We start from the raw sequence: 20209 nt of genomic DNA, 5'->3' as shown, positions 1-20209 counted from the left end.
CGGGTGACGACCCGGCGGTCAGCTCTCCTGCGGGGTGGTGGCGGTCACGTCGTGCTCGGGCACGGTCTGGCCCGAGCGGATCAGGTCGATCCGGCCCATGACCTTCGCTCGCAGGTCCGCGGGTACGTCGTCATGTCCGCAGCACCTCTTGACCAGCTTCTTCACGGCCTGCTCCAGGCCGTACTTCTCCAGACACGGAGAGCATTCCTCGAAGTGGTGCTGGAACTTGTCGCGATCGACGTCCGGCATCTCACTGTCGAGGAACTCGTACAGATGGTCCAGGACCTCACTGCAGTCCGTCTCGTGCGGCTCTCCGCAGCTCATGAGCCCGAGCCTTTCGCTTCGTTCGACTCTCCGGCGCCCGCCGGGACCAGACCGCGCTCACGGGCGTAGTCCTCCAGCATGCCGCGCAGTTGACGGCGGCCCCGGTGCAGCCGGGACATCACCGTACCGATGGGTGTCCCCATGATGTCCGCGATCTCCTTGTACGCAAAGCCCTCTACGTCCGCGAGATAGACGGCGATGCGGAACTCCTCGGGGATCGCCTGCAGCGCTTCCTTCACGTCCGAGTCGGGCAGGTGGTCCAGCGCCTGCGACTCGGCGGAGCGCAGACCCGTCGACATGTGCGACTCGGCGCGGGCGAGCTGCCAGTCCTCGATCTCCTCCGCGGCGGAGCGCTGCGGCTCCCGCTGCTTCTTGCGGTAGGAGTTGATGAAGGTGTTGGTGAGGATCCGGTACAGCCACGCCTTGAGGTTGGTGCCCTCGCGGAACTGGTGGAAGGACGCGTACGCCTTGGCATACGTCTCCTGCACCAGGTCCTCGGCGTCGGCGGGGTTGCGCGTCATGCGCAGCGCGGCCGAGTACATCTGGTCGAGGAACTCGAGCGCGTCCCGCTCGAAGCGCGCACTGCGCTCGGCGGTGGACTCGGAGATCGACTCCGCGCTCACGCCCTGGCCCTCGGGCTGCTCCGCCTGGCCGTTGTCGGTCCCTGCGTCGGTACCGGTGACCGGACCCACCTCCTCAAGATCCCGGGCAGGACCGAGACCGGTCCCACTCGTTTCGGAGGATAGAACACGACCCGTGCCTGCCGCCCCTCGAACAGGAGTGGCCTTGGCCGCGTGCAGCACCGTCCAGTCCAGGTCGGTACGGCTGCTGCGGGCCGGGCAGATGGTCGAACCCATGCGGCGGACTCCCTCTCCTGCGACGTCGGTGCCGAGGCCTCAGCACTTCTGTCCCGCTCAACAGAGGTCCAGCCCGCAACATTCCCGGGGGTCACCCGAGTGACGCGCACCACTCCACGACACCCTCGGTGAGGATCTCCAGGGCCCGCTCCTGGGTGATCTCCGCGCGCTTGGGGATCGCGAACCCGTGATCTCCGTACGGCACTTCGATCATCTCGTAGCCTCCCTTTGGGAACTCCTCCGGCCTGCCGAAGGGGTCGTTGCCGCCCTGCACGACCAGCGTCGGCACCCCCGTGCCCAGCAGTTCCTCGGCGCGGGACTTCTCCGGCTTGCCCGGCGGGTGCAGCGGGAAGCCCAGCGCGAGTACGGCGTGGGCGCCCAGCTCGGCGGCGGTACGGCAGGCGACCCGGGCGCCGGCGCTGCGCCCGCCGGAGACCACCGGCAGCTCCATCCCGGCCAGCGCGGGCCAGATGCCGCGCCAGCCGGTGTCCAGGGTCTGCGGCGCGGGGGCGAGCTTCTTGCCCGCGACCCGCCAGGGCTGTTCGACGAGGGCGACGGTCACCCCGTGCGCGGGAAGGGTCCCGGCGAGCGCCTGGAGATCGCGTGCCTCGATGCCCCCGCCCGCGCCGTGGCCCAGGGCCAGGACCAGCCGCGCCTTCTTCGCCTTGTGCCAGGTGATGCGTGCGGTCCCGGCGTCGGTCTCGACAATCTCGATCACCTAGAAGAGTGTGCCCTCTTCCGGCGCCTGGAGCTCCTTCAGCAGTTCCGGGCCGTTGTTGCGGACGGTGCTGACGGCCGTGGAAACCGGGTAGGCGCGCATCAGGCCGGGCGGGGGCGGGGCCAGCAGGTCGCGCAGTGCGTCGGGGTCGGTGCGGGCCGGGTCGAGCCAGGCGTCCCAGCGGTCGGGGGTGAGCATCAGCGGCATCCGGGGGTGGATGTCGACCAGGGAGCGCGGGCCGTCGGCGGGGGCCACGGCGAGCGGGGTCCTCTCCGCCTCCGTGGTGATCACCGAGCAGGTGACCCACCAGGCCTGGGGGTGGTCGTCGGGCAGGGTCCGGTCGCGCCAGAACTCGTACAGCCCGGCCATCGCGAACACCGAGCCGTCCGCCGGCAGCACGAAGTACGGCTGCTTGCGCGGCCGCTTCTTCTTGCCCTCGACCTCCAGCTCGCGCTCCTGCGTGCCGGTGACCCACTCGTAGTAGCCGTCGGCGGGGATGATGCAGCGGCGGGCGGCGAAGGCCCTGCGGTAGGCGGGCTTCTCGTGCACGGTCTCGGCCCGCGCGTTGATCATCCGGGCGCCGCCCTCGGGCGTCTTGGCCCAGGACGGCACCAGTCCCCACTTCAGCTTGCGCAGCTGGCGAACCGGATCCGGGGAGTCCGCGTCTTTCAGGGGACGGTCGAGGACGGCGTAGACCTCCTTGGTCGGAGCCACGTTGTAGTCCGGCTCCAGGGTCTCCTCGGGTTCCCACTTCTCGATCTCAAAGATTCCTGCGAGATCCTCGGGCCTACGACTCGATGCATACCGTCCGCACATACGTGCCACACTGCCAGATTCCGCACGACCGCAGGGAGCCACTCGGAACATGGACAGCCTCGCCGCCCTCGCGCTGCCCGACCTGTGGGACCGGCTCACCGGTACCCAGCCGGATCCCGACCTGTGGGTGGTGCTCGCCACCTCGGTGGCCGCACTCGCCGTGGTGGTCCCGCACACACTGTGGCGGATATCCCGCAACGCGATCACCATCGCGCACGAGGGCGGCCACGGGCTGATCGCCCTGCTCACCGGCCGGCAGCTCACCGGCATCCGCCTGCACTCCGACACCAGCGGCCTCACGGTCAGCCGGGGCAAGCCGTACGGGCTCGGCATGATCCTGACGGCCGCCGCCGGCTACACGGCCCCCTCGCTGCTGGGCCTCGGCGGCGCCGCCCTGCTGGCCGCCGGCCGCATCACGCTGCTGCTGTGGGCGGCGACGGCACTGCTGGTGGCGATGCTGGTGATGATCCGCAACGCGTACGGCGTCCTGACCGTGGTGCTGGCGGGGGGCGCCTTCCTGCTCGTGTCCTGGCTGACGGGACCGCAGGTCCAGGCGGCGTTCGCGTACGTGGTGGTCTGGTTCCTGCTGTTCGGCGGGGTGCGGCCGCCGTTCGAGCTGCAGCTGAAGCGGTCCCGGGGCGGCGCCGGGGACTCGGACGCGGACCAGCTGTCGCGGCTCACGCACGTACCGGCGGCGCTGTGGCTGTTCCTGTTCCACGCGGTGTCGCTGTGCTCGCTGATCGGCGGGGGCCGCTGGCTGCTGGAGGTCTGAGAGCGGCCCGGGGATCAGCGCTGCCGCGCGAGGACGGCCCGTGCCGTCTCGGCGTTGGCCGCGTGGTCCTTCTTCAGGCCCTCCAGGGCGGCCCGGTGCTCGCGGATCATCGCTTTCTGAATGCCGGACTCGGCGGTGAACCAGATGTCCAGCAGATGGGTTTCCCGCTTGCAGGAGATGTCCGCTACGGCTGTCGTGCGCTCTTTCCCGGAAGGGTTCGCGCTGTTGAGTGAGAAACTGCTCGCCGCGGCCGTCGGGGAGCTGTACGAAAGGCCCTTCCCCTTCATGCAGGTCGACCATTTCCGGACGGCGGCCACGACACGGGAGTCCTTTTCCGACTGTCGATAGGCGGCGACGGAGATGTCGCGGGCCACACTCGCACCGGCGCCTTCCCTGAACTTGGCGCCGAGATCTGCCACGGCCTTTCCCCGGCAGCCGTTCGCGGGCACGGTCTTGCCCGCGTATGTCGTTTCCCTGCTGCCGTCCGGCGCTTTTCCGTAGAGCACGCGAGCGATGTCGGGACTCACCGCGGACGCGGCCATGGAGGGATCCGGCGGGAGATGGTAGCCGTATTCCTTCGCCTCCACGGCGCTGGAAATACCGTATCTGCGGTCCGCCGATATGGGGCCGGAGAGGGGTGCGGGCGAATGGTAGGTGACGCCGAAATCCGCCATGCAGGAATCCGTCAGCGCGTTCTTCGCCCGCTCGATGACGTTCTGCTCCGCCGCGCTGTAGCTGTAGGCGGCGATGGGCAGCCGGAAGGTGTACTGCTCCGCGTCGGCCGGCGGCTTCCGCGCGGCCGCGGCCGGGGATCCCGTGGCCGCGGGGGCCGGCGAACTCCCCGGTGCGACGCCCTCGTGCCCGCCCTGGCCGCCGCAGCCCGCCGCCGTGAGGAAGAGAAGGCCCACCGCCGCCATCCAGCCCGTGGTCGCCCGCATGACCCGCCCGCCGTTCGTTTCGTGCCCGGGATTCCCGTGGCCGCACGCACGAACACGGTATGCGGCCACGGGAGAATTCACGGAAAAAGGAAGACTAGAACTTGTAGCAGTCCGAACGCGTGTAGTTCCAGCGGAACGACGCGTTCTCGTTGTACGTGTAGTGCAGCTGGTCGGCGATGGCGAAGTCCGAGAGGGTGTCGCACGCGCCGACGTAGTTGCTGTTGTAGTACACGGTCATAAGGTCGGGCGAGTCGTTCAGCGCGCTCGCGGCATTGTTCTTGACCGGCTGGCCCTGGCCGCTTCCCGAGGTGAGGAAGGTGTAGCCGGCGAAGTCCGGAACGTTGGTGGCGTTGAAGTAGGTCGAGGAACCCTGCCGGTTGCTGTTGTAGAAGAACCGGGCGCAGTCCGTGGACGTACAACTGGTTCCCGCGGAGGCGCTCGCCGACGCCGCGGCGGGAAGAACGGTGGCCAGGGCCGCTACGACGGGAAGCGCGGCAATGAGAGGGCGACGGAAAGAAGACACGAAAGTTCCACTCCGATCACACGAAGGATGCGCGATGATCTTAGCGCGGGCACCGGAAATATGTAAGTGACTTCTTTACCCGCGAAGATTTGCCCCTGAAGGAACCCGAAGCAATTGAAAAAAGCCGAATTGGCACGGCGGCCCGGCCGGCCCACAGCCCCCCGCGGCATGCAGGGGTGCGGCCGTCCCCAGCCACTAAAGTGGGGCGCATGACCGTTAACCCCGCACACACCGCCCTCTGGCCCGCCCCGCACGCGAGCGGAGCCGTCGACGCGACGGTCCACGTGCCCGGGTCCAAGTCGGTCACCAACCGCGCGCTGGTGCTGGCCGCCCTCGCCTCCGAGCCCGGCTGGCTGCGCCGCCCGCTGCGCTCCCGCGACACCCTGCTGATGGCCGGTGCGCTGCGCGCGATGGGCGTGGAGATCGAGGAGGGGGTCGGCCCGGACGGCACCGGCGAGGCCTGGCGGGTGCTGCCGACCGGCCTGCACGGCCCGGCCACGGTCGACGTCGGCAACGCCGGCACGGTGATGCGCTTCCTGCCGCCGGTGGCCGCGCTGGCCGACGGCCCCGTCCGGTTCGACGGCGACCCGCGGTCGTACGAGCGTCCCCTGCACGGGGTGATCGACGCGCTGCGCGCCCTCGGCGCCCGGATCGACGACGACGGCCGCGGCGCGCTGCCGCTCACGGTGCACGGCGGCGGGGCCCTGGACGGCGGCCCGGTGTCGATCGACGCCTCCTCGTCCTCCCAGTTCGTGAGCGCCCTGCTGCTCTCCGGACCCCGTTTCAACCAGGGCGTCGAGGTCCGGCACACCGGCGCGAGCCTGCCCTCCATGCCGCACATCCGGATGACCGTCGACATGCTGCGCGCGGTCGGCGCCCAGGTGGACACCCCGGAGTCGGGCGGCGAGCCGAACGTGTGGCGGGTGACGCCGGGCGCGCTGCTCGGCCGGGACCTGACGATCGAGCCGGACCTGTCCAACGCGCAGCCGTTCCTGGCGGCGGCCCTGGTGACGGGCGGCAAGGTGCTGATCCCGGACTGGCCGGAGCGCACCACGCAGCCGGGTGACCGGCTGCGGGAGATCTTCACCGAGATGGGCGGCTCCTGCGAACTCACCGAGTTCGGGCTGGTTTTCACCGGTTCCGGCGCCATCCACGGCATCGACGTGGACCTCGGCGACGTCGGCGAGCTGACCCCGGGCATCGCGGCCGTCGCCGCCCTCGCGGACTCCCCCTCGACCCTGCGGGGCGTTTCCCATCTGCGGCTGCACGAGACGGACCGGCTGGCCGCGCTCACCAAGGAGATCAACGAACTCGGCGGCGACGTCACCGAGACCGCCGACGGCCTGCACATCCGCCCGCGCCCGCTGCACGGCGGCGTCTTCCACACCTACGAGGACCACCGCATGGCGACCGCCGGCGCGATCATCGGCCTGGCGGTCGAGGGCGTGCGGATCGAGAACGTGGCGACCACGGCGAAGACGCTGCCGGACTTCCCCGAGCTGTGGACCGGGATGCTCGGGCAGTAGGGACACGCCATGCGCCGCTACGGCAAGCACACCGACGAGGACGACATCCGCACCCGCCCCGGCCGCCGGGGCACCCGGCCGCGTACGAACATCCGGCCCAAGCACGAGGACGCCGCCGAGGGCCTGGTCCTCACGGTCGACCGCGGCCGGCTGACCTGCCTGGTCGACGACCGGACCGTGCTCGCGATGAAGGCCCGCGAGCTGGGCCGCAAGGCGGCGGTGGTCGGGGACCGGGTGGCCCTGGTCGGCGACCTGTCCGGCAAGAAGGACACGCTCGCCCGGATCGTGCGGATCGAGGAGCGCACGTCGGTGCTGCGGCGCACGGCCGATGACGACGACCCCTTCGAGCGCGTGGTCGTCGCCAACGCCGACCAGCTGGCGATCGTCACGGCCCTGGCCGACCCGGAACCGCGCCCCCGCCTGATCGACCGCTGCCTGGTCGCCGCCTTCGACGGCGGTCTGGAACCGCTGCTGGTGATGACCAAGTCGGACCTGGCCCCGCCCGACAAGCTGCTGGAGCTGTACGGCGCCCTCGACATCCCGTACGTCGTCACCAGCCGCGAGGAACTGGAGAACGGCGACGCCGCGGACCGGGTGCGGGAGTACCTGGACGGCAGGGTCACCGCGTTCGTGGGCCACTCGGGCGTCGGCAAGACGACGCTGGTCAACGCGCTGGTCCCGCAGGAGCGCCGGCGTATGACGGGACACGTCAACGCGGTGACGGGCCGCGGCCGCCACACCACGACGTCCGCCCTCGCCCTGCCCCTCTCCGACACGGACGGCTGGGTCATCGACACCCCCGGCGTCCGCTCCTTCGGCCTGGCCCACATCGACCCGTCCCGCGTCATCCACGCCTTCCCGGATCTCGAACCCGGCACCGAGGGCTGCCCGCGCGCGTGCAGCCACGACGAGCCGGACTGCGCGCTGGACGCGTGGGTCGAGGAGGGTCACGCGGACCCGGCGCGCCTGTACTCGCTGCGCCGTCTGCTGGCCACGCGGGAGCGCAAGGAAGGCGACTGAGGAGCTCTGCGTTGTTTGCCGGGGCCCGGGTTCGGTAAGTGCATAATCGCACCGAGCCGGAGATCCGGATCAACGGGAGGACCGCACATGGCGTGGCTGCTGGTCATCGTGGCCGGGTTTCTGGAGACCGGTTTCGCCGTGTGCCTGAAGCTCTCGCACGGGTTCACCCGCCTCTGGCCGACCATCGCCTTCGCCTCGTTCGCCCTCGGCAGCTTCGGCCTGCTGACCCTGTCCCTGAAGAAGCTCGACGTCGGCCCCGCCTACGCCGTGTGGACCGGCATCGGCGCGGCCGGCACCGCGATCTACGGCATGGTCTTCCTCGGCGACCTGGTGTCGACCCTGAAGATCGTCTCGATCAGCCTGGTCATCGTCGGGGTGATCGGACTGCAGCTTTCGGGGTCGGCGCACTGAGGGGTGTCCGAGGACGTTTTCATGGGTTCCGAACCGAGCGCCGGCCCACTGCGGCATCGCGACCAGGGGGAATGGCTCGCCCGGTTCGCCGACCGCATTCTGGTGGTCTGCCCCCGCTGCGGCGGCCGGGCGGAGGTGACCGAGCGCCCCGGTCTTCCGGCCCTGCGGTACTTCTCCGAACTGCTGTTCCGGCCCCGTCGGCTCACGTGCGTGGCGTGCGGCGCGACCGCGGAGTGGGAGGCGGACGTGCGGGGCGGCGGGCTGGTCGCGGCGCAACTCGGGGGCACCGAGGAGCCGTTCTTCCTGCGTCCCCTGTGGCTGCAGACGCGTTGTGCGGGCCACGTCCTGTGGGCCTACAACGCGGCGCACGTCGACGCGCTGGCCGCCTACGTCGGCGCCACGCTGCGCGAGGGCGGCACCGGGGCCACGCGGGCGATGTTCCCGCGGCTGCCGCGGTGGACGAAGGAGGCCGGCCGTCGTGCCGAGGTGCTGGCCGGCCTGGAGCGGCTGCGCGCGCTCTCGGAACGCTCGGCTCCCGCCGACCGGTCCGACGCGGCCCACGAGCACGGCGACCACGCCCGGCCGTACGGCGCCCGGTACTTCCGGGGCGGACCGTACTGAGCCCTGGGAATCACACCGGCCGGCGTGGGACGACCGCTTGGATGAGCTCCGCCACGCCGCCCTCCCCCGGTGGTGCCGCGACGCAGGACAGGGCGAGGCGTACGGCCAGTTCGCAGGGGCGGGTCAGCTCGGCGGGGTCGGCGTGGGCGGCGGGGCCCGTCAGGGCGATGACGGCACGGTCCCGCACGATCCGCACGAAGTCGCGCGGCGTGGGCAGCGGGCCGTCCGCGCGGCGCTGGGCCGGCACCGAGGAGGAGGACGGCACTGCGGCCGGTGGCGGGGCGGGCAGCCGTTCGCTCCAGCAGCCGGTGAGCATGGCCCGTACCAGCACGTTGTCCCGCGCGGCGGAGCGCGTCCACTCGGCGACGGCGGTGAGCCGTTCCCTCGGCTCACCCGGTACGGCGAGCGCCCGCTCGACTCCGGCGAGGTAGCCGTCGGCCTCCCGCCGCACCAGCGCGCGGGCCAGCCCGTCCTTGCTGCCGAACTCGTTGTACAGGGTCTGCCGGGACACGCCCGCCGCCGCGGCCACGTCGACCATCCGCACCGCGGACCACGGCCGGCGCGCGAGCGCCGTGTAGGCGGCGTCCAGTAGGGACTCCCGGGCAGCAGGCATCATCGCCTCCCTGGGGCGGAGCGGCTCTGCGCTCAGATTTGACGCGCTTGTATGCACTGTCAAGGGTTCGCGGGGGTTCGGCCGACTGCCACACGCCCCCGACACCGCCCCTTCCCCTGGTAGCCCCGTACCGACCCCGACAGATACCGTTCCTCACATGCCGGACTACCACGACGATCTGCGTCTCGCCCACGTCCTCGCGGACGCCGCCGACGCCACCACGATGGAGCGCTTCAAGGCCCTCGACCTGAAGGTGGAGACGAAGCCGGACATGACCCCGGTGAGCGAGGCGGACAAGGCGGCGGAAGAACTGATCCGCGGCCACCTCCAGCGCGCCCGCCCGCGAGACGCGGTCCTCGGAGAGGAGTACGGCATCGAGGGCTCCGGCCCCCGCCGCTGGGTGATCGACCCCATCGACGGCACCAAGAACTACGTACGCGGTGTCCCCGTCTGGGCGACCCTCATCGCGCTGATGGAAGCCGGCGAGGGCGGCTACCAGCCCGTCGTCGGCGTCGTCTCCGCCCCCGCCCTCGGCCGCCGCTGGTGGGCGGCGAAGGGCCACGGCGCCTTCACCGGCCGCAGCCTGACCTCCGCGTCCCGCATCCACGTCTCACGCGTCGGCAAGCTCGCCGACGCGTCCTTCGCCTACTCCTCCCTCTCCGGCTGGGAGGAGCAGGGCCGCCTCGACGGCTTCCTCGACCTCACCCGCCAGGTGTGGCGCACGCGCGCGTACGGCGACTTCTGGCCGTACATGATGGTCGCCGAGGGATCCGTGGACCTCTGTGCGGAGCCGGAGCTGTCGCTCTGGGACATGGCCGCCAACGCGATCGTCGTCACGGAGGCCGGCGGCACCTTCACCGGCCTCGACGGCCGCCCGGGCCCGCACAGCGGCAACGCGGCGGCGTCCAACGGTCTGCTGCACGACGAGTTGCTGGGGTATCTCAACCCGCGCCACTGAGCAGGGAGGGCACGCCCGGTACGCCCTCAACTGACATCGCGCGCCCCCTTGTTGACCCACGCTTTACCTGTCACTCTGAGGCTACCCCCACTTGTGAATTTGTGAATCCGGGAACTAGCGCCCAGGATTCCGAGGAGGTGGCCCCACCCATGCTCGTCCGTGACGCCATGAGCACGGTGATCCTCACCGTCGGCCCCGCCCACACGCTCCGCCAGGCAGCCGCCCTGATGTCCGCCCGCCGCGTCGGTGCCGCCGTCGTCCTCGACCCGGACGCCGGCGGCATCGGCATCCTTACCGAACGCGACATCCTCAACTCCGTCGGCCTCGGCCAGAACCCCGACAAGGAACGCGCCCACGCCCACACCACCACCGACGTCGTCTTCGCGGCCCCCACCTGGACGCTGGAGCAGGCCGCACGCGCCATGGCCCACGGCGGTTTCCGGCACCTGGTCGTCCTCGACCGCGGCGAGGTGGCCGGAATCGTCTCGGTCCGCGACATCATCCGCTGCTGGGCCCCGGTCCGCGAGCCCGCACCGGCGCTCTGACCACGCGGAACGGGCCGGACCCCGAGCACCGTGGGGTCCGGCCCGCCTGGGGTCGCCCCCCAGGCCTCGAGGCACCGGGGGCGGCACACGGACGTGCCGCCGACCCGGTACGGCCGGTTCAGCCGCGCAGCGCCTGAACCGCCGCCTCCAGTCGCTTGCCGAAGCCGGCGTCGGCGTTGCGGAAGTTGCCGACGGCGCGCTCGACGATGTCCTCGCGCGAGACCTGCGAGATCGCACCCGCCAGGTTCGCGACCAGCCGCTCCTTCTCCTCCTCCGACATCAGCCGGTAGAGGTTGCCCGCCTGCACGAAGTCGTCGTCCTCGGCGTGCGCCGGCGTCGGGTGGTCGCCGGTGGGGCCGTCGACGGCGACGGGCTGCCACAGCGGCCGGCCCGTCTGCTGCGGCCCGCCGAAGCTGTTCGGCTCGTAGTTCTTCGCCCCGCCGTGCCGGCCGTCGTAGAGGTGGCCGTCACGGGAGTTGGTGCGCGCCTCGGTGGCGTGCGGACGGTTCACCGGCAGGTGGTCGGCGTTGATGCCGACGCGGTAGCGGTGCGCGTCGCCGTACGCGAAGAGGCGGCCCTGGAGCATCTTGTCGGGCGAGGGGCCGATGCCCGGCACGAAGTGCGCGGGACTGAAGATCGACTGCTCGACCTCGGCGAAGATGTTCTGCGGGTTGCGGTTCAGCTCCAGCCGGCCGATCTCGACGACCGGATAGTCGGCGTGCGGCCAGACCTTGGTGAGGTCGAACGGGTTGAAGCGGTACGTCGCCGCGTCCGCCGCCGGCATGATCTGCACACCCACGGTCCAGCTCGGGAACTCCCCGCGCTCGATCGCCTCGCGCAGATCGCGCTGGTGCGAGTCGGGGTCCTTGCCCGCGAGCGCCTCCGCCTCCTCGGCGGTGAGGTTCTTGATCCCCTGGTCGGTCTTGAAGTGGTACTTGACCCAGAAGACCTCGCCGGCAGCGTTGTTCCACTGGAAGGTGTGCGAGCCGAAGCCGTCCATGTGGCGGTACGACGCCGGAATGCCGCGGTCGCCGAACAGCCAGGTCACCTGGTGCGTCGACTCCGGCGACAGGGACCAGAAGTCCCACACGTTGTCGGCCTCCGTGGAGCCGGTGTACGGGTCGCGCTTCTGGGTGTGGATGAAGTCCGGGAACTTGATCGCGTCCCGGATGAAGAAGACCGGGGTGTTGTTGCCGACGAGGTCGTAGTTGCCCTCCTCGGTGTAGAACTTCAGCGAGAAGCCCCGCGGGTCACGGACGGCGTCCGCCGCGCCGAGGTTGCCCGCCACCGTCGAGAAGCGCAGGAAGACCTCGGTCTCCTTGCCGACCTCGGAGAGGAAGGCGGCGCGGGTGTACGGGGTGACGTCAGCGGTCACCGTGAAGGTGCCGTAGGCACCGGCGCCGCGTGCGTGCACGACCCGCTCCGGAATGCGCTCCCGGTTGAAGTGGGCGAGCTTCTCCAGCAGGAGCTGGTCCTGGACGAGGACCGGTCCGCCGACGCCCGCCGTCTCGCTGTTCTGGTTGTCGGCGACCGGAGCACCGGCCTCCGTGGTGAGCGGTTCCTGCGTCACGCGCGCCTCCTGCGTCACTACTGACTAGTCCTGTACCAGTCCTGTCCTGTGGCCAAAGCCGTTCTGGATCCTACATTGGACAAGTTCTAAGTCAAATGTCGATCTAAACTCACACCTATTCCCGTCCTGGTCCCCCTTGCTGTTAGGCTGGTGTCCATGAGCGACCTTCTGGAACGGCTGCGTGGACGCGGATGGCGGATGACCGCGCAGCGGCGCGTCGTCGCAGAGGTCCTCGACGGCGAGCATGTCCATCTGACGGCCGACGAGGTCCATGCACGGGCTGTCGCGAAGCTGCCCGAGATCTCCCGGGCCACCGTCTACAACACGCTGGGTGAGCTGGTCACGCTCGGCGAGGTGCTGGAAGTCACGACGGACAAACGCGCCAAGCGCTACGACCCGAACGCGCACCGGCCGCACCAGCACCTGGTCTGCGCCCACTGCGGCGCGATCCGTGACGTCCATCCCACGGGCAACCCGCTCGCCGACCTCCCCGACACCGAGCGCTTCGGCTTCACGGTGTCGGACGTCGAGGTGACGTACCGGGGACTGTGCCCGGACTGCGCGCGGGCGTAAGCGGACGCTGGAGAGGGGGCGAAAGCCCCCTCTTTTTTTCTGTGCTGTTCCTGGATACGGCCGAGGGCCGGAACCCATTTCTGGATTCCGGCCCTCGGCCTTCAGTAGCGGGGACAGGATTTGAACCTGCGACCTCTGGGTTATGAGCCCAGCGAGCTACCGAGCTGCTCCACCCCGCGTCGGTGAACACGACATTACGTGAGGGAGGTGGGCGGAAGCAAATCAGTTACCGGGGACGTGTCCGGGCTCACGCCGAGAGTTCCTCCCGCAGCGCGTCCCGCAAGCGCCCCGCCCGCTCCGAAACCTCCGCCGGCCCCAGCGCGACCGCACGGTCGGCCCACCGCTGCCCCTCAGCCAGCTCCCCCCGACGCGCGTAGACCAGGGCCAGCCGCAGCGCCGCCCGGCCGTGCCCGGCGTCCGCCGCCCGCGTCCACCACACCGCGGCCTCCGGCTCGCTCCCCTCCCGCGCCAGCAGCAGCCCGAGGTTGAAGGCGCCGTTGCGCGACCCGGCCTCGGCCGCCGCCCGGTACCAGCGCGCCGCCTCGACCACGTCCCCGCGCGCCGCCGCGAGCATCCCGACCCGCACCTGCGCCCGCCGGTGCCCCTGGGTCGCCGCCCGCTCGTACCACTCCTCGCACTCGGTCTTCTCGTGCACGATCTCGCCCAGCTCATGCGCCGGCTCCGGCGGCCGCCGCGCGTCGAGCAGCGCGGCCAGCCGGTACGCCGCCTCCGCGCTGCCCCCGCCCGCCGCGCACCGCAGATGCCGCTCGGCCTCCTGCTCATCACCCGCGCGCAGCCGGGCGATCGCGACCTGGAGCGCGGCCTCGGTGTGCCCCGCGGCGGCCGCCCGCTCGTACCAGCGCAGCGCCATGGTCTCCTCGCCGCGTCCGGCGTAGAGGATGCCGAGGTTGAACGCGGCGTCCACGCTGCCGGCCTCGGCGGCCTTGGAGAACCACGGCTCGGCGCCGGTGGTGTCGCCGCCCTGGAGCAGCAGGATGGCCAGCGCGTTGGCGGCCTCCCGGTGCCCGGCGTAGGCGGCCCGCCGGTACCACTGCTCGGCGTGCGCGGTCCGCCCCTGCTCGGCGCAGAGCAGCCCGAGGTTGTACGCGCCGTTGTCGTCACCGGCGTCCAGCGCCGCCCGGTACCAGCGCTCGGCGGTCTGGGTCTCGCCGCGCTCGGCGTGCAGCGCGCCGAGCGCGTTGGCCGCGTTGCCGTCGCCCTCCTGGGCCGCTCGCAGCCACCACACGGCCGCGCTCTCCGTGTCCCCGGCGTCGCGCAGCAGGAAGCCGAGCGCGCAGGCGGCCCGGGACTCGCCGTCCTTGGCGGAGGTCAGGTACCAGCGCCCGGCCTCCTTCAGTTCCCCCCGCTTCTCCAGGATCGCCCCGAGGTGCAGCGCGGCACGCCGGTGGCCGCGCGCGGCGGCCTGGCGGTACCACTGCTCGGCCTCGGCGACAGCGTTGTCGGCCCCGGTCTCGTCCTCGCGCCCGGCCCGCTGGTCGAGCGTGCGCGCCAGCCGGTAGGCGGCCTCCCGGTGCCCCCGCTCGGCCGCGGCCCGCATCCAGTGCTCGGCACCGACGTCCCCGCGGTGCTCCAGCAGGTCGGCGAGCGCGTAGGCGCCGAGGACATGGCCCTGCTCGGCGGACTGGCGCAGCCAGTACTCGGCGGCGGGCTCGTCCCCGCGCTCGCGGTGGTAGCGGCCCAGGGCGTGCGCGGCGGCCGCGGAGCCGGCGACGGCGGCGATGCGCCACCAGCCGGCGGCCTCCTCGGGGTAGCCGCGCTGGTGCAGCAGGACACCCAGGTTGTTGGCGGCGGCCCGGTCGCCGGCCGCGGTGGCGGTCCGCAGATGGGTTTCGGCTCCGTCGAGGTCACCGCGGCGCAGCAGCATGGCTCCGAGGACGCTCGCCGCCTCGGCGTCGCCGCTCTGCGCGGCGAGTCCGAGGCGCACCTCCTCGGCGGCATCTCCCATGTCGGCCATCTCGTCACGGGAGGGTTCCTCACCGGAAGGCTGCACAAATCGCCCTGACTCGAACAGAGTTGCCTTGTCCCCCATAACGTCCATCGTCGCACCACCTGCACCTGGGTACACCTGGTATACCGCAGCCCGTGAGGTCACTTCAGCGTTTTGTCGACATGCCCACAGGACGACAAGTCAAACACACCCCCCTCAACTCCCCATGGCGGCGCGGCCGTCCCTCCCCTCAGTACATGAGTTCGCACACCACGAAGGCCCGGATCCCTTGAGGATCCGGGCCTTCGACTGCAGTAGCGGGGACAGGATTTGAACCTGCGACCTCTGGGTTATGAGCCCAGCGAGCTACCGAGCTGCTCCACCCCGCGCCGTTGCAGGTCAACCGTACCACGACGCGAGGTGCGCTTGATCAAGTGCCCTTCTCGGTGCTCTTGTCGCCGTTCTTGCCGCCGCCGGACTGGCCGGCCTTGGCCTCCGCGTCCTGCGCCCGCTGCAGCGCGTCCTTCAGGTCCTTCTGGGCCTTGGCGTACGCGGCCCAGTCCGGTCCGTCCGGCGCCTGGAGGGCCTTCTGACCGGCGTCGTACGCCTTCTGGGCGTCGTCCAGGGCCTGTTGGACGGTCGGGTTGGCGGACGTGGGCGGTTTGGTGGTGCCGGTGTCCGGCGGGGTGGTCGAACCCTGCACCCCGAACACCTTGTTGAGCGCCTCGTCCAGCGTGTTCTCGAAGGCCGTCTTGCCGTTGTAGGTGACCAGGACCTTGCGCAGCAAGGGGTACTTGAGCTCACCACCGCGGACGTAGACGGGCTCCGCGTACAGCAGTCCGCCGTCCAGCGGCACGGCCAGCAGATTGCCGTACTCGACCTTCGAATGTCCCCGGCTGAGCAGGCTGATGGTCTCCGCGATGTCCTGTTCGGAGTTGAACTTGCTCTGGACCTGTTTGGGGCCGTCGATGGTCGTGCTCGTCGGCAGCTTCAGGACGCGGATCTTGCCGTAGTCGCCGCTGCGGGGATCGGAGTCCACCGCCATGAAGGCGCTGAGGTTGTCGCGTCCGTTCGGTGTGAACGTCGTCGTCAGCGAGAACGCCTGACTGCTCTGGTCCGGCATCTTCATGCTCAGGTAGTACGGCGGCACCGCGCTGCCCGAGTCGTTGGTCGGGTCGTCGGGGACCTGCCACACCTCGCTGCCGCTGAGGAACGTCTGCGCGTCCGTCACGTGGTACCGCGAGAGCAGCTCGCGCTGCACCTTGAACAGGTCCTGCGGATAGCGCAGATGGGCCATCAGGTCCGCGGAGATGGCGGTGCGCGGCTGCACCGTGTCGGGGAAGGCCTTCATCCAGGTCTTCAGCACCGGGTCCTGGGTGTCCCACTGGTAGAGCCTGACCTGGCCGGTGTACGCGTCGACGGTCGCCTTCACCGAGTTGCGGATGTAGTTGACCTGGTTCTGCTGGGCCACCACCGCGCGGTTGTTGTTGGTGGCGGTCAGCGAGTCGGCCGTCGTGTCGCCGAGGGTCGTACGGGAGGAGTACGGGAAGCCGTTCGACGTCGTGTACGCGTCGACGATCCACTGGATACGGCCGTCCACGACCGCCGGATAGGCGTCGCCGTCGATGGTCAGCCAGGGCGCGACCGCCTCGACGCGCTCCTTGGGCGTACGGTTGTACAGGATCCGCGAACCCTTGCCGATCGCTCCCGAGTAGAGGATCTGCGGTTCGTTGAACGCCGCCGCGTACGCGGCCCGGTTGACCGGGTTGTCGAGGTTGACCCCGCTCTTGCCGGTGTAACTGGTGGTCTTCTCACCGCTGTCGTCGGAGTAGTCGACCTCCTTCTGGGGGCCGCCCACGATCGAGTAGGTGGTGGTCTTCTCGCCGTAGTAGATCCGCTGCTGGTACCGGGGCAGGTCGCCCTTGGACGGCAGGTCGGACTCGGTGAAGACCGGCTCGCCGTCGCCGGCCTCGGTGCCCTTGGCGGCGACCACGCCGTAGCCGTGCGTGTACCGGAAGTGGTCGTTGATCCAGTTGTTCTTCGGGACCCCGTCCAGGTTCAGCTCGCGCAGGCCGAGGACCGTGTCCTGCTCCTTGCCGTCCTTGGTGGGGTACCGGTCGACGTCCAGGTTGGTCGGGAAGCCGTAGTAGTTCCGCATCTGCTGCAGCTGCTGGAACGTCGGCGAGACGATGTTCGGGTCCATGATGCGGATGCTCGCCGCGTCGTCCGCGTCGCCCCGCAGCCTGGTCTTGTCCGAGGTCGTGGACTTGCCAGCGTACTCGGTGACCTTGGTGTCGTCGATGCCGTAGGCCTCGCGGGTCGCCTTGAGGTTCTTCTGGACGTACGGGGCTTCCTTGGCCTGCTCGTTGGGCTGGACCTGGAACTTCTGCACGATCGCCGGGTACAGCCCGCCGATCAGGATCGCCGAGAGGACCATCAGGCCGAAGCCGATGACCGGCAGCTGCCAGGTGCGCCGCCACAGCGTGGCGAAGAACAGCAGCGCGCAGATGACGGCGATGCAGAACAGGATGGTCTTCGCCGGCAGATACGCGTTGGCGTCGACATAGCGCAGCCCGGTCCAGTTGCCGGTCGCCTTGAAGTCGCTGGACTTGACCGCGAGGCCGTACCGGTCGAGCCAGTACGCGACCGCCTTCAGGGCGACGAAGATGCCGAGCAGCACCGACAGGTGCCCGGTCGCGGCACCGGTGGCCCGCGCGCCCGGGCTGGTGACGCGCAGCCCGCCGTACAGATAGTGCGTGAGGGCGGCGGCGATCAGGCACAGGATGGCGGCGGCGAAGCCGAAGCCGAGCAGAAAGCGGTACCAGGGCAGATCGAAGGCGTAGAAGGAGACGTCGAGGTGGAACTGGGGGTCCTTCTGGTGGAAGGGCACGCCGTTGACCCACATCAGCCAGGTACGCCACTGGCCGGCCGCGGAGGCGCCGGCGATCAGCCCGACGAGCGCGGCGACGGCGAGCAGCAGCCACTTCTTGTACGGCGCGATGCCCATCCGGTAGCGGTCGAGGCTCTGCTGCTCCATGGACATGGCGCTCAGCGGGGGCCGCAGGCGGTGCGCCAGCCAGATGTTGACCCCCACCGCGACCGCCATCAGCAGACCGAAGACGAAGAAGAGGCCGATCTTGGTCCACAGCATGGTCGTGAACACCGACGAGTAGTGCACCGACCGGTACCACAGCCAGTCCGTCCAGAAGCCCGCGAACATGGTGAACGCCATGCCGAGGACGGCCAGGACGCCCAGCGTCACGAGCAGGGTCCGGACACCCCGGGACGGTCGTCCCGCTCTGATCCGCGGCCCCGTCGGGCCTCCGCCGCGGTCCGGCATCTGGAAAGCCAAGGTGCGCACCTCGAAGTTCGCTGTCGATCCGTCAGGCCCTCGTGTTCGCGGACCCGCCGTGGCCCCCCGTGATCGCGGACCCACACCTATGCAACTTACTCACGCATTCCTCGGTTCCCGATTCGGCCGGGGAACGAGGCAGGATTGTGACCATGTCCAACACTCCCATGGCAGCGAGCCCGCTCACCCGGGCCGTACTCGAGATCGACGAGTACGTCTCCGGCCTCGGCTGGGACCAGCCCGCTCGCCTCTTCGCCCTTGTCGACACCGCACGGCTGCGGGCCCAGGAACCCGCGCTCGCGGCCCAGCTGGGCCTTGAGGACGAGTCCGCCTCCACCGGTCTCACCCCGATCGAGCAGGACGAGATCCCGTCCGGCAAGCCGCTGGACGAGTTCCTCGGCACCATCGCCTGGCCCGACGCGGTGGCCGGCTGCGCGCTCTCGGTGGAGCGCCTGATGCTGCCGCCGTCCGCCGAGACTCAGGTCCCGGAGAACCTGAGCGAGGCCAAGCTGGCCCAGTGGGTGGCCGACCACCCCGAGCGCCAGGAGGTGCGCATGACGGTCGCGGTGCTGCGCGACGGCGGCCGCGAGTCGGCGCTGCGGCTGCGCGAGAAGGACTCCCCGACGGAGGTCCTGACCGGCCCGGACCTGGTGCCCGGCCTGGCCGCGGCCCTGGCGGCGACGTTCGAGGACTGATCCCGCCCGGTTCGCTGCGGCGCTGGGGGCGCCCCTGCCTCGGGGGGCGCCCCCAGCCGTGTCACGGGCCGGTCAGCTCTTGGTGGTGCACTTGGGCAGCGCGGCGGTGTTCCCGCTGCGGATGTCCTTCAGCGCGTCGAGCGCGTCGCCGATGTTCTTCACCTTGACCAGGGTGAGCCCGCCCGGGGTGTCCTTGGCGGCGGCCGCGCAGTTGTCGGCGGGCGTCAGGAAGTACCGGGCTCCCTTCTCGCGCGCGCCGACGGTCTTCATCTCGACGCCGCCGATCGGCCCGACGGTGCCGTCGTCGTCGATGGTGCCGGTGCCGGCGACGAACGTGCCGCCGGTCAGACTGCCCGGGGTCAGCTTGTCGTAGATGCCGAGGGCGAACATCAGACCGGCGCTGGGCCCGCCGACGTCGGCGAGCTTGATGTCGATGCCGAACGGGAACGTGTGGTCGGTCCCGGCGGAGATCCCGACGATGGCCCGCTTGGCGCCGCTGTCGTGGGAGGTGGCCGTGGTGATGGTGACGTCCCGGGTCTTCGTCGCCGTCTTGTGCGCCTTCTCGGCGGCGGCCTGCTCCTTGGCGGGGACGACGGTGAAGACCACGTTCTGCCCGGGCTTGTGCTTGGTGACGAGCTTGGCGACGTCGGAGGGCTGCTTCACGGCCGTGCCGTCGACGGCCTTGATCACGTCACCGGCGTGCAGCCTGCCCTCGGCGGGCGAGTCCTTGACGACGGCGGAGACGATCACCCAGGACTTCACCGGGATGCCCAGTTCCTTCAGGGCGGCGACCTTGGCGCTCTCCTGGGACTGGCTGAACTCCTCGGCGTTCTGCTGCGAGGACTGCTCCTCGGTCGTCCCGTTCGGGTAGAGCGTGTCGTGCGGGACGACCTTGGTGTCGTGGTCCAGCCAGCCGTAGACGGCCTCCACCAGGTTCATCCGGAAATTCGCGCTGGTGACCCGGACGGTCGTCATGTTCAGGTTGCCGCTGGTCTTGTACGTGTCGTGCCCGGTGATCTGCAGCACCGGCTCGCCGTCGTGGTCCCCGAGCGTGTTCACGGTCGGGCCGGGAGACATCTCCGAGTACGGCACGGGGATGAGCACTCCCGCGCACAGGAGCGCGATCAGCATCAGGGTGGAGGCGAGCATCGTCGCGGTGCGGCGTGGCATGCCACGACAGTACGGGACGCCGCTGTCAGCGCACCGTCAGGGCACCCCCGTCACACACCGCCGGCACCCGTGTGGGATCTCTCCATGGCCTCACGGAACCGGGCATATCCGTCCAGTTCCGGGCCGTCGCCGCGCACCTTGCGCGTCCGGCTGGCCCAACTACTCCACAGCCCGCCGCCGACCGCGGCCACCAGCGGAATCAGCAGCCAGACAAGCGCCCCCATGCCGACCTCCCAACGCCATGAGCGTCCGCAACTGA

At 70.5% G+C, this 20209-nt stretch carries 21 protein-coding genes and 2 tRNA genes; 9 read left to right on the top strand and 14 right to left on the bottom strand.

Going from position 1 to position 20209, the window contains the following annotated elements:
• Positions 1 to 18 precede the first annotated feature (18 nt).
• The 4 genes from rsrA to ACQPXS_RS30155 all read right to left on the bottom strand — a co-directional run bounded on the left by rsrA (position 19) and on the right by ACQPXS_RS30155 (position 2715).
• The gene (rsrA, locus tag ACQPXS_RS30170; RefSeq protein ID WP_433452390.1) at positions 19 to 324 is read right to left on the bottom strand and encodes a mycothiol system anti-sigma-R factor; all 306 of its coding nucleotides are present in this window, start codon (positions 322 to 324) and stop codon (positions 19 to 21) included.
• Positions 321 to 1016 carry an RNA polymerase sigma factor SigR gene (gene sigR / locus ACQPXS_RS30165; RefSeq protein ID WP_351799505.1) on the bottom strand — a complete coding sequence of 232 codons (696 nt, stop codon included), beginning with the start codon at positions 1014 to 1016 and terminating at the stop codon, positions 321 to 323. Before sigR ends, rsrA begins: the two co-directional genes overlap by 4 nt.
• A 256-nt stretch (positions 1017 to 1272) precedes the next feature.
• The gene (locus ACQPXS_RS30160) at positions 1273 to 1899 is read right to left on the bottom strand and encodes an alpha/beta hydrolase family protein (protein WP_433452388.1); all 627 of its coding nucleotides are present in this window, start codon (positions 1897 to 1899) and stop codon (positions 1273 to 1275) included.
• A complete protein-coding gene (locus tag ACQPXS_RS30155) occupies positions 1900 to 2715 on the bottom strand; it encodes an SOS response-associated peptidase (protein ID WP_433452386.1) in 816 nt (271 codons plus the stop codon).
• A 49-nt stretch (positions 2716 to 2764) separates the two neighbouring features.
• Here ACQPXS_RS30155 and ACQPXS_RS30150 point away from each other — a divergent pair, with 49 nt between their 5' ends.
• A complete protein-coding gene (locus tag ACQPXS_RS30150) occupies positions 2765 to 3487 on the top strand; it encodes a M50 family metallopeptidase (RefSeq protein WP_351799497.1) in 723 nt (240 codons plus the stop codon).
• A 14-nt stretch (positions 3488 to 3501) separates the two neighbouring features.
• Here the strand turns inward: ACQPXS_RS30150 and ACQPXS_RS30145 are convergent, their stop codons facing one another.
• Together ACQPXS_RS30145 and ACQPXS_RS30140 are read right to left on the bottom strand one after the other, a co-directional pair.
• Positions 3502 to 4425, bottom strand: a complete 924-nt coding sequence (locus tag ACQPXS_RS30145; protein WP_433452385.1) for a hypothetical protein — start codon at positions 4423 to 4425, stop codon at positions 3502 to 3504.
• Between the two features lie 94 nt (positions 4426 to 4519).
• Positions 4520 to 4948: a peptidase inhibitor family I36 protein gene (locus ACQPXS_RS30140; RefSeq protein ID WP_433452384.1), complete on the bottom strand. Its 429-nt coding sequence runs from the start codon at positions 4946 to 4948 to the stop codon at positions 4520 to 4522.
• 209 nt (positions 4949 to 5157) lie between these two features.
• Here ACQPXS_RS30140 and aroA point away from each other — a divergent pair, with 209 nt between their 5' ends.
• The 4 genes from aroA (at position 5158) to ACQPXS_RS30120 (ending at position 8526) form a co-directional block, all read left to right on the top strand.
• Complete coding sequence (gene aroA, locus ACQPXS_RS30135; RefSeq protein ID WP_356312935.1) at positions 5158 to 6474, top strand: 3-phosphoshikimate 1-carboxyvinyltransferase; 1317 nt, start codon at positions 5158 to 5160, stop codon at positions 6472 to 6474.
• Positions 6475 to 6483: 9 nt separating this feature from the next.
• The gene (rsgA, locus tag ACQPXS_RS30130) at positions 6484 to 7494 is read left to right on the top strand and encodes a ribosome small subunit-dependent GTPase A (protein WP_351799485.1); all 1011 of its coding nucleotides are present in this window, start codon (positions 6484 to 6486) and stop codon (positions 7492 to 7494) included.
• Positions 7495 to 7581: 87 nt separating this feature from the next.
• The gene (locus ACQPXS_RS30125; RefSeq protein ID WP_351799482.1) at positions 7582 to 7905 is read left to right on the top strand and encodes a DMT family transporter; all 324 of its coding nucleotides are present in this window, start codon (positions 7582 to 7584) and stop codon (positions 7903 to 7905) included.
• A gap of 21 nt (positions 7906 to 7926) precedes the next feature.
• On the top strand, positions 7927 to 8526 hold the full coding sequence (locus tag ACQPXS_RS30120) for a hypothetical protein (RefSeq protein ID WP_433452383.1): 600 nt from the start codon (positions 7927 to 7929) through the stop codon (positions 8524 to 8526).
• Between the two features lie 10 nt (positions 8527 to 8536).
• Here the strand turns inward: ACQPXS_RS30120 and ACQPXS_RS30115 are convergent, their stop codons facing one another.
• Positions 8537 to 9142, bottom strand: a complete 606-nt coding sequence (locus ACQPXS_RS30115; RefSeq protein ID WP_433452381.1) for a TetR/AcrR family transcriptional regulator — start codon at positions 9140 to 9142, stop codon at positions 8537 to 8539.
• A 154-nt stretch (positions 9143 to 9296) separates the two neighbouring features.
• On the opposite strand from ACQPXS_RS30115, the gene hisN reads away from it, so the two are divergent.
• Both hisN and ACQPXS_RS30105 read left to right on the top strand, forming a co-directional pair.
• The gene (gene hisN, locus ACQPXS_RS30110; protein ID WP_433452379.1) at positions 9297 to 10097 is read left to right on the top strand and encodes a histidinol-phosphatase; all 801 of its coding nucleotides are present in this window, start codon (positions 9297 to 9299) and stop codon (positions 10095 to 10097) included.
• A gap of 149 nt (positions 10098 to 10246) precedes the next feature.
• The gene (locus ACQPXS_RS30105; RefSeq protein WP_351799471.1) at positions 10247 to 10642 is read left to right on the top strand and encodes a CBS domain-containing protein; all 396 of its coding nucleotides are present in this window, start codon (positions 10247 to 10249) and stop codon (positions 10640 to 10642) included.
• Between the two features lie 118 nt (positions 10643 to 10760).
• Here the strand turns inward: ACQPXS_RS30105 and ACQPXS_RS30100 are convergent, their stop codons facing one another.
• Entirely contained in the window at positions 10761 to 12212 is a 1452-nt protein-coding gene (locus tag ACQPXS_RS30100; protein ID WP_433452378.1) for a catalase, read from the bottom strand.
• A gap of 156 nt (positions 12213 to 12368) precedes the next feature.
• On the opposite strand from ACQPXS_RS30100, the gene ACQPXS_RS30095 reads away from it, so the two are divergent.
• Positions 12369 to 12785 (top strand): Fur family transcriptional regulator, encoded by a 417-nt coding sequence (locus tag ACQPXS_RS30095; protein ID WP_351799465.1) that lies wholly within the window; start codon positions 12369 to 12371, stop codon positions 12783 to 12785.
• Positions 12786 to 12890: 105 nt separating this feature from the next.
• Here the strand turns inward: ACQPXS_RS30095 and ACQPXS_RS30090 are convergent.
• From ACQPXS_RS30090 to ACQPXS_RS30075, 4 genes are all read right to left on the bottom strand, one after another.
• Positions 12891 to 12964: transfer RNA gene (locus tag ACQPXS_RS30090), tRNA-Met, on the bottom strand.
• Positions 12965 to 13032: 68 nt separating this feature from the next.
• Positions 13033 to 14844, bottom strand: a complete 1812-nt coding sequence (locus ACQPXS_RS30085; protein WP_433452376.1) for a sel1 repeat family protein — start codon at positions 14842 to 14844, stop codon at positions 13033 to 13035.
• Between the two features lie 204 nt (positions 14845 to 15048).
• Positions 15049 to 15122 (bottom strand) — tRNA-Met (locus ACQPXS_RS30080).
• A 41-nt stretch (positions 15123 to 15163) separates the two neighbouring features.
• Positions 15164 to 18073, bottom strand: coding sequence for a UPF0182 family membrane protein (locus tag ACQPXS_RS30075; RefSeq protein WP_433456013.1), 2910 nt, complete (start codon positions 18071 to 18073; stop codon positions 15164 to 15166).
• Positions 18074 to 18237: 164 nt separating this feature from the next.
• On the opposite strand from ACQPXS_RS30075, the gene ACQPXS_RS30070 reads away from it, so the two are divergent.
• A complete protein-coding gene (locus ACQPXS_RS30070; protein ID WP_433452375.1) occupies positions 18238 to 18780 on the top strand; it encodes a PPA1309 family protein in 543 nt (180 codons plus the stop codon).
• 72 nt (positions 18781 to 18852) lie between these two features.
• Here ACQPXS_RS30070 and ACQPXS_RS30065 read toward each other — a convergent pair whose 3' ends face one another.
• Entirely contained in the window at positions 18853 to 19950 is a 1098-nt protein-coding gene (locus ACQPXS_RS30065) for a YlbL family protein (RefSeq protein WP_433452373.1), read from the bottom strand.
• Between the two features lie 50 nt (positions 19951 to 20000).
• A complete protein-coding gene (locus tag ACQPXS_RS30060) occupies positions 20001 to 20174 on the bottom strand; it encodes a hypothetical protein (protein WP_433452371.1) in 174 nt (57 codons plus the stop codon).
• Positions 20175 to 20209: the final 35 nt, after the last annotated feature.

This window comes from Streptomyces sp. CA-142005 (genome assembly GCF_050942335.1).
Taxonomy (GTDB): domain Bacteria; phylum Actinomycetota; class Actinomycetes; order Streptomycetales; family Streptomycetaceae; genus Streptomyces.
This window is presented reverse-complemented; position numbering and strand designations above follow the sequence as displayed.

Bases quoted from the DNA above. Each gene is read 5' to 3' on its own strand.
- rsrA (WP_433452390.1), bottom strand. From the start codon at position 324: ATGAGCTGCGGAGAGCCGCACGAGACGGACTGCAGTGAGGTCCTGGAC.
- ACQPXS_RS30155 (WP_433452386.1), bottom strand. From the start codon at position 2,715: ATGTGCGGACGGTATGCATCGAGTCGTAGGCCCGAGGATCTCGCAGGA.
- ACQPXS_RS30150 (WP_351799497.1), top strand. From the start codon at position 2,765: ATGGACAGCCTCGCCGCCCTCGCGCTGCCCGACCTGTGGGACCGGCTC.
- ACQPXS_RS30145 (WP_433452385.1), bottom strand. From the start codon at position 4,425: ATGCGGGCGACCACGGGCTGGATGGCGGCGGTGGGCCTTCTCTTCCTC.
- aroA (WP_356312935.1), top strand. From the start codon at position 5,158: ATGACCGTTAACCCCGCACACACCGCCCTCTGGCCCGCCCCGCACGCG.
- rsgA (WP_351799485.1), top strand. From the start codon at position 6,484: ATGCGCCGCTACGGCAAGCACACCGACGAGGACGACATCCGCACCCGC.
- ACQPXS_RS30125 (WP_351799482.1), top strand. From the start codon at position 7,582: ATGGCGTGGCTGCTGGTCATCGTGGCCGGGTTTCTGGAGACCGGTTTC.
- ACQPXS_RS30120 (WP_433452383.1), top strand. From the start codon at position 7,927: ATGGGTTCCGAACCGAGCGCCGGCCCACTGCGGCATCGCGACCAGGGG.
- ACQPXS_RS30115 (WP_433452381.1), bottom strand. From the start codon at position 9,142: ATGATGCCTGCTGCCCGGGAGTCCCTACTGGACGCCGCCTACACGGCG.
- hisN (WP_433452379.1), top strand. From the start codon at position 9,297: ATGCCGGACTACCACGACGATCTGCGTCTCGCCCACGTCCTCGCGGAC.
- ACQPXS_RS30105 (WP_351799471.1), top strand. From the start codon at position 10,247: ATGCTCGTCCGTGACGCCATGAGCACGGTGATCCTCACCGTCGGCCCC.
- ACQPXS_RS30095 (WP_351799465.1), top strand. From the start codon at position 12,369: ATGAGCGACCTTCTGGAACGGCTGCGTGGACGCGGATGGCGGATGACC.
- ACQPXS_RS30085 (WP_433452376.1), bottom strand. From the start codon at position 14,844: ATGGACGTTATGGGGGACAAGGCAACTCTGTTCGAGTCAGGGCGATTT.
- ACQPXS_RS30075 (WP_433456013.1), bottom strand. From the start codon at position 18,073: ATGCCGGACCGCGGCGGAGGCCCGACGGGGCCGCGGATCAGAGCGGGA.
- ACQPXS_RS30070 (WP_433452375.1), top strand. From the start codon at position 18,238: ATGTCCAACACTCCCATGGCAGCGAGCCCGCTCACCCGGGCCGTACTC.
- ACQPXS_RS30065 (WP_433452373.1), bottom strand. From the start codon at position 19,950: ATGCCACGCCGCACCGCGACGATGCTCGCCTCCACCCTGATGCTGATC.
- ACQPXS_RS30060 (WP_433452371.1), bottom strand. From the start codon at position 20,174: ATGGGGGCGCTTGTCTGGCTGCTGATTCCGCTGGTGGCCGCGGTCGGC.